The organism is Pseudomonas sp. CAN1, assembly GCF_030462585.1.
Classification (GTDB): domain Bacteria; phylum Pseudomonadota; class Gammaproteobacteria; order Pseudomonadales; family Pseudomonadaceae; genus Pseudomonas.
Genome location: NZ_JASMRU010000021.1, coordinates 81779 through 95174, shown reverse-complemented (window position 1 = coordinate 95174; position 13396 = coordinate 81779). Strand labels below are relative to the sequence as shown.

The 13396-nt window shown below is 64.3% G+C and carries 10 protein-coding genes; 7 read left to right on the top strand and 3 right to left on the bottom strand.

Translation table 11 applies throughout. From position 1 onward, the window contains the following. The first annotated feature begins 2 nt into the window (after positions 1-2). Positions 3-548 (top strand): arsinothricin resistance N-acetyltransferase ArsN1 family B, encoded by a 546-nt coding sequence (locus QO207_RS22835; RefSeq protein WP_301534574.1) that lies wholly within the window; start codon positions 3-5, stop codon positions 546-548. Positions 549-656: 108 nt separating this feature from the next. Here the strand turns inward: QO207_RS22835 and QO207_RS22830 are convergent, their stop codons facing one another. The 3 genes from QO207_RS22830 to QO207_RS22820 all read right to left on the bottom strand — a co-directional run bounded on the left by QO207_RS22830 (position 657) and on the right by QO207_RS22820 (position 4521). Continuing rightward, the gene (locus QO207_RS22830) at positions 657-3056 is read right to left on the bottom strand and encodes a TonB-dependent siderophore receptor (protein WP_301534573.1); all 2400 of its coding nucleotides are present in this window, start codon (positions 3054-3056) and stop codon (positions 657-659) included. Positions 3057-3148: 92 nt separating this feature from the next. Beyond that, positions 3149-3991, bottom strand: a complete 843-nt coding sequence (locus QO207_RS22825) for a FecR family protein (RefSeq protein ID WP_367620485.1) — start codon at positions 3989-3991, stop codon at positions 3149-3151. Continuing rightward, positions 3988-4521 carry an RNA polymerase sigma factor gene (locus QO207_RS22820; protein WP_151187369.1) on the bottom strand — a complete coding sequence of 178 codons (534 nt, stop codon included), beginning with the start codon at positions 4519-4521 and terminating at the stop codon, positions 3988-3990. Before QO207_RS22820 ends, QO207_RS22825 begins: the two co-directional genes overlap by 4 nt. Positions 4522-4763: 242 nt before the next feature. Between QO207_RS22820 and QO207_RS22815 the strand changes: the two genes are divergently transcribed. From QO207_RS22815 to QO207_RS22790, 6 genes are all read left to right on the top strand, one after another. Next, positions 4764-5273, top strand: a complete 510-nt coding sequence (locus QO207_RS22815) for a sigma-70 family RNA polymerase sigma factor (protein ID WP_301534572.1) — start codon at positions 4764-4766, stop codon at positions 5271-5273. After that, positions 5270-6226, top strand: coding sequence for a FecR domain-containing protein (locus QO207_RS22810; RefSeq protein WP_301534571.1), 957 nt, complete (start codon positions 5270-5272; stop codon positions 6224-6226). The genes QO207_RS22815 and QO207_RS22810 overlap by 4 nt, the downstream gene beginning before the upstream one ends. A 248-nt stretch (positions 6227-6474) precedes the next feature. Beyond that, positions 6475-8820: a TonB-dependent receptor gene (locus QO207_RS22805; protein WP_301534570.1), complete on the top strand. Its 2346-nt coding sequence runs from the start codon at positions 6475-6477 to the stop codon at positions 8818-8820. A 457-nt stretch (positions 8821-9277) separates the two neighbouring features. After that, positions 9278-9808, top strand: coding sequence for a sigma-70 family RNA polymerase sigma factor (locus QO207_RS22800; protein WP_301534569.1), 531 nt, complete (start codon positions 9278-9280; stop codon positions 9806-9808). After that, positions 9805-10764, top strand: a complete 960-nt coding sequence (locus tag QO207_RS22795) for a FecR domain-containing protein (RefSeq protein WP_301534568.1) — start codon at positions 9805-9807, stop codon at positions 10762-10764. Before QO207_RS22800 ends, QO207_RS22795 begins: the two co-directional genes overlap by 4 nt. Positions 10765-10868: 104 nt before the next feature. After that, positions 10869-13310 carry a TonB-dependent receptor gene (locus tag QO207_RS22790; RefSeq protein ID WP_301534567.1) on the top strand — a complete coding sequence of 814 codons (2442 nt, stop codon included), beginning with the start codon at positions 10869-10871 and terminating at the stop codon, positions 13308-13310. Positions 13311-13396: the final 86 nt, after the last annotated feature.

Genomic DNA, 13396 nt, shown 5'->3' with positions numbered 1-13396 from the left:
CCATGCCCATCGAAATCAGACAAGCACGCCCTGAAGATGCGCCGGCCATCCAGCTCATCTACGCCCCCATAGTGGCGAATACGGCAATCTCCTTCGAGGAAGGTCCGCCTTCCATCGAAGAGATGCGGCAGCGCATCGTCACGACCTTGCAGACGTACCCTTACCTCGTCGCGATGCGTGATGGGCGCCTGGTTGGCTACGCCTATGCAAGCCAGCACAGGGCGCGTGCCGCATACCGATGGGCAGTAGATGTGACCGTCTACATCGCAGAGGGTGAGCGTCGTGCTGGAGTGGGTCGCAGCCTCTATGCCGAGCTGCTTCCCATCCTTGCCGAACAGGGATTCAACGCGGCCTATGCCGGCATCGCGCTGCCCAACGTCGGCAGCGTTGGCCTGCATGAACGGCTCGGATTCCGGCACATCGGCACTTTCCCGCAGGTTGGCTTCAAGCGGGGCCAGTGGCACGACGTGGGTTATTGGCGACTGGAGCTTGGTACGCCGAGCAACTCGCCCAACGATCCCCGTCGATACCCGGAAATCACCCGCTGAGCGGCCGCTATGGGGCGGAGGCAGGCATTGCAGCTCAGCGAAAATACGACCGGCACCAACCCAGCAGTCTGTACCGGTCAGTTTTCACAACACTGATACCAGTGCCCCTCAGAAGCCAGGGCTGTAGCGCACCGTCAACATCAGATTGCGCGGGTCACCGAAGCTGTTGGCGCCCCAGCTGTTGCTTATGTTCTGGTAGTAGCGCTTGTCAAAGGCGTTGTTCAGATTGGCCTGCAGCTGCCACTCCGCGGCGGGCTGGTAGGCCAGCATGAAGTCGCTGACGCTGTAGCCGCCCTGCTTCACGCCGAAGCTGGTGTAGGCGCTGCTCTGGGTACGGAAGCCACCACCTACTGTCCAGCGATCCAGCTCACCGGGCAATCGATAGGTAGTGAAGACCTTGAACAGGTTGTAGGGCGTATCGCTGTCAAAGCGCTCGCCCTTCTCTGCCGAGTCGCTGGACTTGGTGTACTCGGCTCCGGCATAGGTGTAGCCGGCGGACATCTGCCAGCCTGGCACCAGCTCGCCGCCCACTTCCAGCTCCACACCGCGGGTACGCACTTCGCCACTGGCCTCGTAGCAGGCGCTGACTCCCGGGGCGCATTGTGCGGATGGCAGCGACTTGGCGAGATTTTCCTGCACCAGTTGAAACAGCGCCGCACTGGCATTGAGCGCCCCACCGAAATACTCGCCCTTGATCCCGGTTTCATAGTTGGTGCCGGTCACCGGTTCCAGCAGGCTGCCGCTCACGCTCTGGGCTGCCTGGGGTTTGAAGATGCGAGTCCAGCTGGCGTAGACCGAATAGGTGTCGTTCAGGTCGTAGATGACTCCGGCATAGGGGGTGTACTCGCGAGTCGCCTTGTAGTCGTCGCCAAAGCTGTATTCGCCCGAATGGGTGAGCTGCTCATATTCGTACCAGTCCAGGCGCGAGCCGAGGATCAGGTGCACATCCTCACGCAGGTTGAAGCGCGCCGTGGCGTATGTGCTCGACTGCTGCTCATGGCCATCGCGCGACCAGTTGTTGTCGATGGCCGGCTTGGGATAGGCCTTGGGGTCGAAGTGCTGCGGATCGACGATCACGTCCGAATCGATGCCGGGGCCGCCGGGGCCATCGTTGGTTTCGTCACGCCGCCAACTGGCGCCGACCACCAGTTCGTGGGTGGCGCCGAACAGGCTGAAGGGCCCGCTGGCGTATGTATCGACACTCTTCTGGGTGTGCTGGTACGTATAGCGGCCGATGTTCAGGTGGTAGGCATCGTTCTCGTCGGTGTAGAGGCTGCCGCCGAGCATGTCCATGTCGCCACGCAGCCAGGTCGCGTTGAACCGCAGCTTCCAGTCGTTATCGAAACGGTGCTCTACTTCGGCGAAAGCGCTGCGGTTTTCCTTGTCCCAGTAGGTCCAGTCCGGCGCCGTGCGCGCGGAGCGGGAGAAGTCGAAGAAGCTGCCATCCGGGCGAGTGGGCAGACCGTTCCAGTCGGCGCCGGGATTGTCTTCGCGGTTGTACCAGGCCCCCAGCGTGAGGGTCGTGGCTTCGTTGAGATCGTACTCGCCGATACCGTAGAACAGTTGGCGCTGGTTGCCGTAAGCGTCGACGAAGCTGTTGCGATCCTGGTAGGCGCCGACGAAGCGACCGCGCAGGTCGCCGCTGTCGCTCAGCTTGCCGCTGACATCGACTTCGCCCCGGTAATCGTCCCAGCGTCCGGCACTGCCGGTGAAAGTCAGCTGTGGCGCCAAGGTCGGGCGCTTTCGCACCAGGTTGAGGGTGCCTGAAGGATTGCCCGCGCCGACCATCAGGCCGGAGGCACCGCGCACCACCTCCACGTGGTCGTACATGGCCAGCGTCGAGGTACCGAGGGTGTCGCTGTCATAGGCCACCGGTAGGCCGTCGATCATGATGTTGTCGATGGCCGCGCCACGGGAGTAGAACTCCGGGCGTTCCCCACCGGTCTTGCGCAGGGTCAGGCCCGGCGTGTAGGTGGCGATGTCTTCCAGCTTCTGCAGGTTCTGGTCGTCCATGCGCTGGCGGCTTACCACGGTGACCGATTGCGGCGTCTCGCGCAGCGAGGAGGCCAGCTTGGTACCCACGCTCATGCTTCCGGTGGTGTAGGACCCGCTGTGCTCGGTGACTTCCCCCAACTGCTGTCCGAGCACCTGAGTGGCATCCATTTCCAACACCGCATCAGTCTGCGGCGCAGCCACCAGGTAACTGCCATCGGCGGTCTGCTCCAGCCGCAGCCGGGTTCCCCGCAGCAGTTGTCGCAAGGCCTGCTGCACGCTCAGTTCGCCGCTGAGCGCCGGAGCCTGCAGACCCGCAGTTGCGTCCGTGGCGAAGAGGATGCGGGTGCCAGTCTGCCGAGCCAACTCGTTGAGCGCCCGATCCAGCGGTTGCGGCGGCAGCGTAAACGCATAGCGCGCTTCCTGCGCCTGCAGGGTGGAAGCGAGCAACAGGCCGCCTGCCAGTAGCGAAAGGCGCGCGAAACCAAAGCGGCGCGAGGGTACTTTAGTGTCCATTCAACTCCCCAGTGACACGATCAAATGACGTTCACAGGGATAGGCGGATGGCGACGCGGAAAAGGTGACGTCGCGTTGAAAATATTTTTCTCTCAGCGCGCGCCGACTTCGACGCTGCCATCCGGCCGGCGACTCACCTGCACCGGCAGGATCGACGGCAGCAGATCGATCAGCGCTTCAACCGCCTGGCTGTCGAATTCGCCTGACACACGCAAGCCCGTCACGCGAGGGTCCGCCAGACGGATTGGCGCCGTGCGGTAGCGCTGGATATCCACCAGCACATCCTGTAGCGGGGTGCCGTCGAAACGGAGCTTGCCGTGCTGCCAGGCGATGGCGCGATCCGCGTCTACCGCCTGCACCAGACCCAGACTCGAGCGGGTTGAGGTCATTTGCTGGCCCGCCTCCAGGCGCAGCTCCGGCGAAGTCGCATTGCCTACCGCGACGGCGCCTTCGAGTACCGTCACCGAGACACCGCGCCGGTCGCTGCGCACATTGAAGGCAGTGCCGATGTCCCGGACGGAAACGCCCTGGCTGCGCACGGTGAATGGCTTCGGCCCATGCGCCACGGTAAAGGTCGCCTCCCCTTCCACCAGTTCGATCTGCCGACTGCGCAGGCGACTCTCTACCTGCAGAACGGTGGCGCTGTTGAGAACAACCCGGCTGCCGTCCGCCAACAGCAGGCTCTTGCTTTGCCCGACTGCCGTGCGCTGTTCCTCGCTGCGCCATGCAGGATCGGCGACCCACAATCCCACGCCCAGCGCCAGCACGGAAAGGCCCCCCGCCAGGGTCTGCTTGCGCCGGCGCTGACGCGCGCTGAAGGCCTTGGCTTCGGCGAGCAATTCATTGCGCGAAGGCACACGCGTCTTGAGGGCCTCCTCGTAGGGCTGTAGTGGATCGTTGTCTTGTCGATTGCCTGCAGGATCTTGGTGCATCATCGGCCCGCCAGCGCCTGTCGCGCCGGTTCCCAATCACGAGCGATAGCGATCATGGCGCGGGAAAGATGCTTTCCCACCATGTTCAGGGTGATACCCAGTTCGCGGGCAATGTCCTGGCGAGACATGTCGTGAATGCGATGCAACAGGAATATCTGCCGCGCGCGCGTTGGCAACGCTTCGATAATGGCGAGCAGGGCTTCCAACTGCTGCTCGAAATCCAGGGCGCAGGCACCATCCACCTCGTGCACGTGCCAGTCGGGCACCTCGGCGGACAACTCGAAATACGCATTGCGAGTATTGTCCGCCCGGCTGCGATCGATGGCCTTGTTGAAGGAAGCGCGGCGCAGGAACGCCAGCGGTAACTTGATGCGCTCCTTCGGCGGTTTCTCCAGGACTTGAACGCAGACATCATGCACGACGTCGCGCGCAAATTGGCTGCCCTGAAAACGCCGGCGGATGAAGTCGACGAGATCGTCGTAATGCAGAGCCAGCGCGCCAATCAGCTCCGCGCTTGGAGGAACCCGAGTCATTGCTTCCACTGCAATCAAATGAGATTGAGTCGCATTATATACAGCGCATCTCAAATGGCTAGTAGCCGCAGCTCGCAGGGCTTGAGGAGCAAGTGGCTCATTCGCGAGTGCGTGTACCAAGTGCAGCGAAAGGCAACTAGCGGCCAGAAGCCGACACTCACCACCCTGCAGTTTCCAAGCGTTGCCACATCCCGTATATTTGATAACGATTGTCGTTTGCAAATTGTTCTTAGGGGATTGCAATGCAGGGGGATTCGTCGCTGCAGGCGGTAGGGATGCTTTACCGCGACCATCATGGCTGGCTGCGGGGCTGGCTGCGCAAGCGCCTCAACGATTCCGCCGATGCCGCCGACCTGGCGCAGGACACCTTCGTTCGCGTGCTGATGGCCCGGAGCGCCGAGGCGATTCGTGAGCCCCGGCACTACCTGCAGACCATCGCCCGCGGTCTGGTCATCGACCTGTACCGCCGCCGTTCGCTGGAGCGCGCCTATCTGGAAGCGCTGGCGCTGCTTCCCGAAGCGGTGCAGCCGTCCCTTGAGGAGCAAGCTCTGCTGCTCGAAGCGCTGACGGAAATCGACCGCATGCTCGATGGCCTGGGGCCGAAGGTCCGGCAGGCGTTCATCCTTTCCCAGCTCGAAGGGCTGACTTATATCCAGATCGCCGAGCGACTGGGGATATCCGTCCGCACCGTGAACAAGTACATGGCCAAGGCCATGGAGCACTGCTGCCTGGCCATGGCGGGCGTCCTGTGAGCGACGCCCTGCAACCCCATGAGCGAGCCGCCATCGGCGAAGCGGCGCGCTGGTATGCGCGCCTGGCCAATGCGGCACCGGGCGGAGCCGATCAGCAGGCCTGGCAGCGCTGGCTGGCGGCCGACCCGATCAACCAGCGCGCCTGGCAGCGCATCGAATCGGTGAACCTGCAGATGGCCCGCGTGCCGGGTCGCCTGGCGGCTGCCACGCTGGCCTCGGCCGGGCAGTCGCGGCGCCAGGTGCTGCGCAGCGTCGTCGTGCTCGCCTCGCTGGGCGGCCTGGCCACCCTGGGCTGGCGCAGTGACGCGCGCCAGCGCTACACCGCTGGCTACAGGACGGCGGTGGGTGAACGCCGCCACTTCACCCTGGCGGATGGCAGCCAGATGCAGCTGGGCACCGACAGCGCGGTGGATGTGCTGTTCGATGCAGACCAGCGGCTGATCCTCCTGCGTGCCGGTGAAGTCATGGTGAATACCGCGAGCGACAGTCTCGGCAGGCCCTTCCGCGTTCGCAGCGCCGACGCCACCGTACGCGCGCTAGGCACGCGCTTCAGCGTGAGCAGCTGGGGCAACGGAACCGAGGTGGCGGTACTGGAGAAAGCGGTCGAGGTCTCCGTACCCGGCCAGGCGGCTGTCCTGCGCCTGGAGGCCGGCCAGCACACGCGAATCCTCTCCGGCAGCATCGAGCCCGCGCAGGTCAGTGATGCGTCGGTTGGCGCCTGGGCACAGGGCAGCCTGATCGCGATCGACCGACCGCTCGGTGAATTGCTGGAAGAACTGGGACGGTACCGCCACGGCTGGCTGAGGTGCGATCCGCGCATCAGTGGCCTGCGCATTTCCGGCGCCTTCCCGGTCGATGACACCGACCTAGCGCTCAGAGCACTGGAGCGCAGTTTCCCGGTCGCGGCGGTGTATCGCACGGGGTATTGGGTGACCGTGGTTCCGCGAAGCTGAAGCCTGCGTGGACGCGAGAAAAGATTTTTCCAGTCACCGTGCACTTTTTTCGTCCCTGGTTCGGCTACTCCGGCATCAGTGACCCACTTGGTCACCACCACCGGGGAGAGACCATGCTGTATCCGTTCATTCGCCATCGGCTTGCCATCCATGTGCAGGCTGCCCTCTTCAGTGTCACCGTCGTCGGTGTACCCGTCGTTCAGGGCGCAGAGCCCTCAGAGCCTGCTTCGTCTGGCGCGGTGCAGAGCATGCGCCAGTACGACATCGCTGCGGGCTCGCTGACCGAAGTGCTCAGCCGCTTTGCCAGCGAAGCCGGGGTCGCGCTCTCGTTCGATGCCAGCAAGACTGCTCACCTCCAGTCGGCCGGCCTGCACGGCAGCTATTCGCGGGAGGCCGGCTTCGCTGCCCTCCTCTCCGGCACCGGCCTGCGCGCGGTGGACCAGGGCGGCAGCTACGTGCTGGAGGAAATCCCCGATGCCCTGGCGATGAGCGATACGGTCGTCACCGGTCAGGGCCTGGGGCCGACGACGGAAGACTCCGGCTCCTACACCTCCGGCGAAGCCACCATCGGCAAGTCGACCCAGCGCCTGAAGGACATTCCGCAGACGGTCACCGTCATCACACGCAAGGCGATGGACGACCAGCGCCTCGACACACTGGACCAGGTGCTGGAGAAAACCACCGGCATCACCACCTACCAGAGCCCGTCCGGCGGCAAGTACATCTACTCGCGCGGCTTCGAGGTGGAGACCATCCAGTACGACGGCGTCCCCCTCGACCGCCGCTACTACGCCATCGGCAGCAGCTTCACCTCCGACACCCTGCTCTACGACCGCGTGGAAGTGCTGCGCGGCGCCAACGGCCTGCTGCAGGGTAGCGGCAACCCCGGCGCCGCCATCAACCTCGTGCGCAAACGCCCGAAGGTCGAGCCGTCGCTGTCCATCACCGCCAGCGCAGGCTCGTGGGACACCTACCGGCAGACCATCGATGGCAGTGCTCCGCTCAGCGCCGACGGCAGGCTGCGCGGCCGGGTAGTGGCCGGCCACGAGGACCGGGACTATTTCTACGACACCGCGGACAGCCGCAAGAACGTGCTCTACGGCATTCTCGAATACGACCTGACCGACAACACCAGGGTAGCCGCCGGCGCCAGCGTGGAAGACCTGCACTCGACCCCGTCCTTCGGCGGCCTGCCGCGCAACAAGGATGGCAGTGCGGTGAATGCGGGCCGCTCCACCTTCACCGGCGCGGACTGGAACAAGTGGAACAACAAGCAGACCACCTGGTTCGCCGACGTCACTCATGACTTCAACGCCGACTGGCGCCTGAATGCCTCGGGCAGCTACATCCGCGAGACCAACGACATCCTCTACAGCTTCGGCCGCGGCGCCGTCGACCCGGCCACCGGCGACGGTATGCAGTCGCGCGCCTACCTCTACGACTTCGAGAACATCAACCAGGGCGCGGACATCAACCTCGCCGGCAAGTGGCGTGCCTTCGACCTGGAGCACCAGGTGGTGGTCGGCGCCAACGCCAGCGACCTGAAGACCGATGACCTGCAAGGCGGCCTGCTCAACCTCGGGCCGATCAATATCTACGACCCGGTATCGCCGCGCGAGCCGACCACCGAGGAAATGCTCGCGACCACCTACGCCGGTACCTCCAAGGGCCATATCCGCCAGAACGGTCTCTACGGCGTGGTGCGCTACAAGCTCGCCGAGCCGCTGACCCTGGTCCTGGGCGGGCGCGCCAGCAACTACCAGTACGACTATGAGCTGACCCGCTTCACCACCTCCTCCCCTGCCCCTGCGCACTCGAAGGAAACCGGCGAGTTCACCCCCTACGGCGGCCTCATCTACGAGCTGAACAACCAGTGGTCGGTCTACGCCAGCTACACCGACATCTTCAAGCCGCAGACCGAACTGACCCAGGACACCGCCCCGCTCAAGCCCATCGAGGGTTCGAACTACGAGATCGGCCTGAAAGGCGAGCTGCTGGATGGCCGCGTCAACACCAGCTTCGCGATCTTCCGCGTGGACCAGGAAAACCGTGCGCAGTACGACTACGCGTCGGAGTGCGGGCAGAACGGCGAAGACAACTGCTACGTGGCCGGCGGCAAGGTTCGCGCCGAAGGCTTCGACGCGGAGATCAGCGGTGAAGTGCTCAGGGACCTGCAGCTGTTCGCCGGCTACACCTACACCTCGACCAAGTTCCTCAACGATCCGGGCGACGGCACCTCGTCCTCCGGCTCCACCTTCAACAGCTACACGCCGCGCCACCTGCTGCGCTTCTGGGCCGACTACAAGCTGCCGGGCGAGCTGAACCAGTGGAGCGCCGGCGCGGGCGCCAGCATCCAGAGCGAGAACTACAACACCAACTTCGGCGGCACCGGCGGCGTCGGCGATATCAAGCAATCCGGCTACGCCATCTGGAACGCCCGCCTGGGCTACCAGATCAACAAGAACTTCAGCGTCGCCCTGAACGGCAACAACCTGTTCGACAAGAAGTACTACTCCTCCATCGGCTGGCTGAACGCGAGCAACCAGTACGGCGACCCACGCAACTACACCGTTACCCTGAAGGCCGACTTCTGAAGTGAGTGGGCAGCGGCAATCCCCGCCTGACGATTCTGCTCAAGGGGATTGCCGCTCACCTGACGCACTGTGCGACTGGATCGATTAACGGGTAATCCACCACGAATGACCGCTCGACACAGGCTGCCTTGGCCGTCGATGCAAATCGGCGGACATCGGTCTTCGTGGTGGATCGATGGATGCCGGTGAGCATCGCTCTGCCTCGGCAAATGGACCGAGGCCGAAAGTCGCTGCAAAGCGTGCATGCGCGTGGAGGCTGATCGTTGAGCGTTGCATTACGCTGCCGCAAAGCAGCGCCCCAAGCTGGACTTGCGAGCGCATCCCAACACTGCTGCCACAAGCCCGCCAGACAAGTACCGCAGCCAGAAGCCCACGCAGCGCATTCAGGAAGATTGCCGAGCTTCCTTCGGGATTGATATGATAATTATTCCCATTTGCACCAGAAAGATGATTGGCGATGACGAGCCAGGGCCCGCTCCGGCAGCTGGAGGTCGGCGACCTCTACAAGGAACAGCACCGCTGGCTGCGTGGCTGGTTGCGCAACCGTGTGGATTGCAGCCAGCTGGCGGCCGACCTGGTGCAGGACGTATTCGTCCGCCTGCTCGGCAACAGCGACCGCCAGGGTTGCATCGAGGCGGTGCGTGAGCCGCGCAGCTTTCTAGCGACAGTCGCGCGCCGCTTGATGATCGATCACTTCCGCCGTCAGCGCCTGGAGCGCGCGTGGCTACAGGCCCTGGCGGAGGTGCCGGAAGCCCTGGAGATCTCCGCCGAGGATCGCCTGATCCTCATGGAGACCCTGGTCCAGCTTGACGCCATGCTCGCCGCGCTCGGCGACAAGGTGCGCCAGGCCTTTCTGTTGTCCCAGCTCGACGGCATGACCTACCGCTGCATTGCCCAGACCCTTGGGGTATCGCTGGTCACGGTGAACCGCTACATCGCCAAGGCCTCGCGTCATTGCATGCTCTACAGCCTGGAGCACGGCTTGTGAGCGGCGCCGGTATCAGCGCCGCGCAACTGGACTCCATCGAACAGGCGGCGGACTGGTTCAGCCTGTTTGCCAGCGGGGACGCCGTCGCCGCGGATCGCGAAGCCTGGCAGCGCTGGCTGGATGCCTCCCCGCACAACGGCTGGGCCTGGCAGCAGGCCGAGAGATTGCAGCAGCGCCTGCGTGGAATGCCCGGTGATTTCAGCGGACGGGTCTTCGGCCTGGCGCGGGAGGATCGGCGCAGCAGCCGTCGCACCGTGCTCAAGGGCATGCTGCTGGCCCTGGGGACGGGTGCGCTCGGGCTCGGCGGTTACCGCGAGTTCGAGCAGGGCGCGCTGTTCGCCGACTACCACAGCACCATCGGCGAGCGGCTGCCGGTCACCCTCGCCGATGGCAGCCAGCTGCTGCTCAATACCCGGAGTGCCCTGGACGTCGCTTATGCCGGCGGGCAATGCCGGGTGACCCTGCGCAGCGGTGAGGTGCTGGTGAACGCCCAGGCCGGATCACGCCTCAGCGTGGCAACCAGACAGGGCGACGTCCGGGCCTTGGGCGGGCGTTTTTCAGTGCGCCAGCTCGACGCCCTCTCCCAGGTGGAAGTCTTCAGCGGGCAGGTGCAGGTGCAGCCGAGGAGCGCACTGGGCGTTACCACGCTGGGCCAGGGGCAGGCCTGTCTGTTCAGTTCAATCGAGGTGGCCTCCACGCGGGCGCTGGATTACGCCGCAGACGCCTGGTCCCGTGGGCTGCTGATCGCCAACGACCAGCGCCTGGCCGACTTCCTCGCCGACCTCGCTCGCTATCATCCCGGCCTGCTGCGCTGCGACCCGCAGGTAGCGGATTTGCGCCTGAGCGGGACCTTCGAGCTGGACGACCCCGATCAGACCTTCCGTGCACTGGCCAGCGCGTTGCCGGTGCATGTGGAGCGTCGCACGCGCTTCTGGATCACGGTCGTGCCAGCCTGATCGGCAAAAAATAATTCATGTCGGGTGATATCAATTCGCATCTTCGTTCGACCCATGAAAGACGGCCGATTCGTACGGTCGGTGACCATGAGAGAAGGACGACGATGAATTCCCCGTATAACCCCCCGGTAAATGCCCTGCACCCTCTGCGCGCCCGTGTCCGGCTGGCCATCCTCTGCTCCGCCTTGCTGGCGCCATTGCCGGCGCTGGCCGATACGGCCGCCGCACAGCACTACCAGATTGCCGCGGGCGACCTGGGCCAGGTGCTGACGCGGTTTGCCGCCGAGTCGGGCATCGTGCTGTCGTTCGATGCGCGGTTGACCCGCGGCCTGAACAGCACGGGCCTGGATGGCAGCTTCCCGGTGGAAGGCGGCTTGCGCACCCTGCTTGCCGGAACGGGTATTCGCGCCGTGCGGGAAAGTGATGGCCGCTACACCCTGGTAGCTGCATCCACCGAAGGTGCGCTGGAGATGGACGCGACCTCGGTGATCGGCCAGGGCCTGGGGGAAACCACCGAACACACCGGCTCCTACACCACCGGTAGCACCAGCACGGCCACCAAGCTGCCGTCATCGCTGCGCGAGACACCGCAGTCGGTCACGGTGATGACTCGCCAGCGTATCGACGACCAGGCCCTGGCCGACCTCAATGACGTGGTGCAGAACACCCCGGGCATGGTCATCCGGCGCACCGGGCCGGAGCGTTCCACCTACTACGCCCGCGGCTTCGCGCTCGACAACATCATGTACGACGGCCTGCCGACCAGCCTCGACAGCTCCCAGCTGTCCCAGGACCTGCTCTCCGCGGACATGGCCATGTACGACCGGGTAGAAGTGGTGCGCGGTGCCACCGGGCTGATGCAAGGCGCCGGCAACCCCGCCGCGGCCATCAATCTGATTCGCAAGCGCCCTACTCCCACCTTCCAGGCCAGCATCCAGGGCAGCGCCGGCACCTGGGATCGCTACCGCACCGACCTCGACGTGTCCGGCCCACTGACCGACAACGGCGCCGTGCGCGGCCGGCTGGTCACCGCCTACCAGACCCAGGGCAGCTTCCGCGATTCACTGGATAACGAGCGCAACCTGTTCTACGGGATCGTGGAAGCCGACCTGAACGACAGCACCACCCTGACCGTCAGCGCTTCGCGCCAGCAGGACGACTACAACGGCAACGGCTGGACCGGCCTGCCCGTGGGCTTCGACGGCAGCGACCTGAAGCTGTCGCGCTCCACCTCCCTGAGCAATGACTGGGAGTACTGGAACAAGACCAGCACCTCCGCCTATGCCGCCCTCGAACACGCCCTGGACAACGGCTGGAAGCTCAACCTGTCGGCGACCAGGACCTGGGCCGACCTGGACATGCTGGGGACCTACATACTCGGGCGTACCGCCACCCAGACCTATGACCAGTACGTCGGCGCCGGCCATTACCGGGAAAGCCAGAACAGCTTCGATGCCTACGCCAGCGGCCCGTTCCGCCTGATGGACCGCGACCACGAACTGGTGTTCGGTGCCAGCCATCGTCGCGTGGTGTTCAACGGTGATGTGCCGCCCAACGTGCTGCTGCACAGCAACATCGATATCTACAACTGGAACGGCGACACCCCGAAAATCGCCAGCCAGACCAAGTACGGCTGGCAGAACACCAACGCCAAGCTCAACAGCGTCTACGCCACTACCCGCCTGAGCCTGGCGGACCCACTGAAGCTGATTCTGGGCAGCCGCCTGGACTGGTACGAAAACGATACCAGCGCCCCGTACAAGGGCACCGAGACCGAACTCAAGGTCAACCGCCACGTCACCAAGTACGCCGGCCTGGTCTATGACCTGGACGCGCACCACTCGGTGTACGTCAGCTACACCGACATCTTCAAGCCGCAGAGCTACTTCGATACCTCGGGCTCGGTCATCGAACCCATCACCGGCAAGAACTATGAGCTGGGCATCAAGGGCGAGTACTTCGAGGGTGCGCTGAATGCCTCGGCCGCCATCTTCCAGCTGGACCAGGAAAACCGCGCCAAGGCCGTCACCGACCAGAGCATCTGCCCCAGCTACCCGACAACCTCCTGCTACGAAGCGGCCGGCGAGGTGCGCAGCAAAGGCATCGAACTGGAACTGCAAGGGCAGCTGACGCCCAACTGGCAGCTGGGCGCCGGCTACACCTTCACCGAAGCCAAGTACCGCAAGGATGCGAACAAGGTCAACGAAGGACGCCTGTTCGATACCGACATACCGCGGCACCTGTTCAAGATGAGCACGACCTACACCTTGCCCGGCGCGCTTGACCAATGGCGCGTCGGCAGCTCCCTGTACCGGCAGAACCGCATCTACAACAAGGGCACCACCTACATGGTCGAGCAGGACGCTTTCACGCTGGTGGACTTCATGGTGGGGTTCAAGCCGACTGCCCATATCGATGCGCAGCTGAACCTGAACAATGCGTTCGACAAGAAGTACTACAACTCGCTGAGTTCCTCCGTCACGGTGCCCAGCAACGTGTATGGCGAGCCGAGGAACATGATGCTGTCGGTCAAGTACAGCTTCTGAAGCGCCGGGCATGGGGGCCTGACCGAAGGAAAACAGGTCGGCCCTTGCGGGTCCGTCGTGGCGGACGGGATGGAATGACCGTCAAT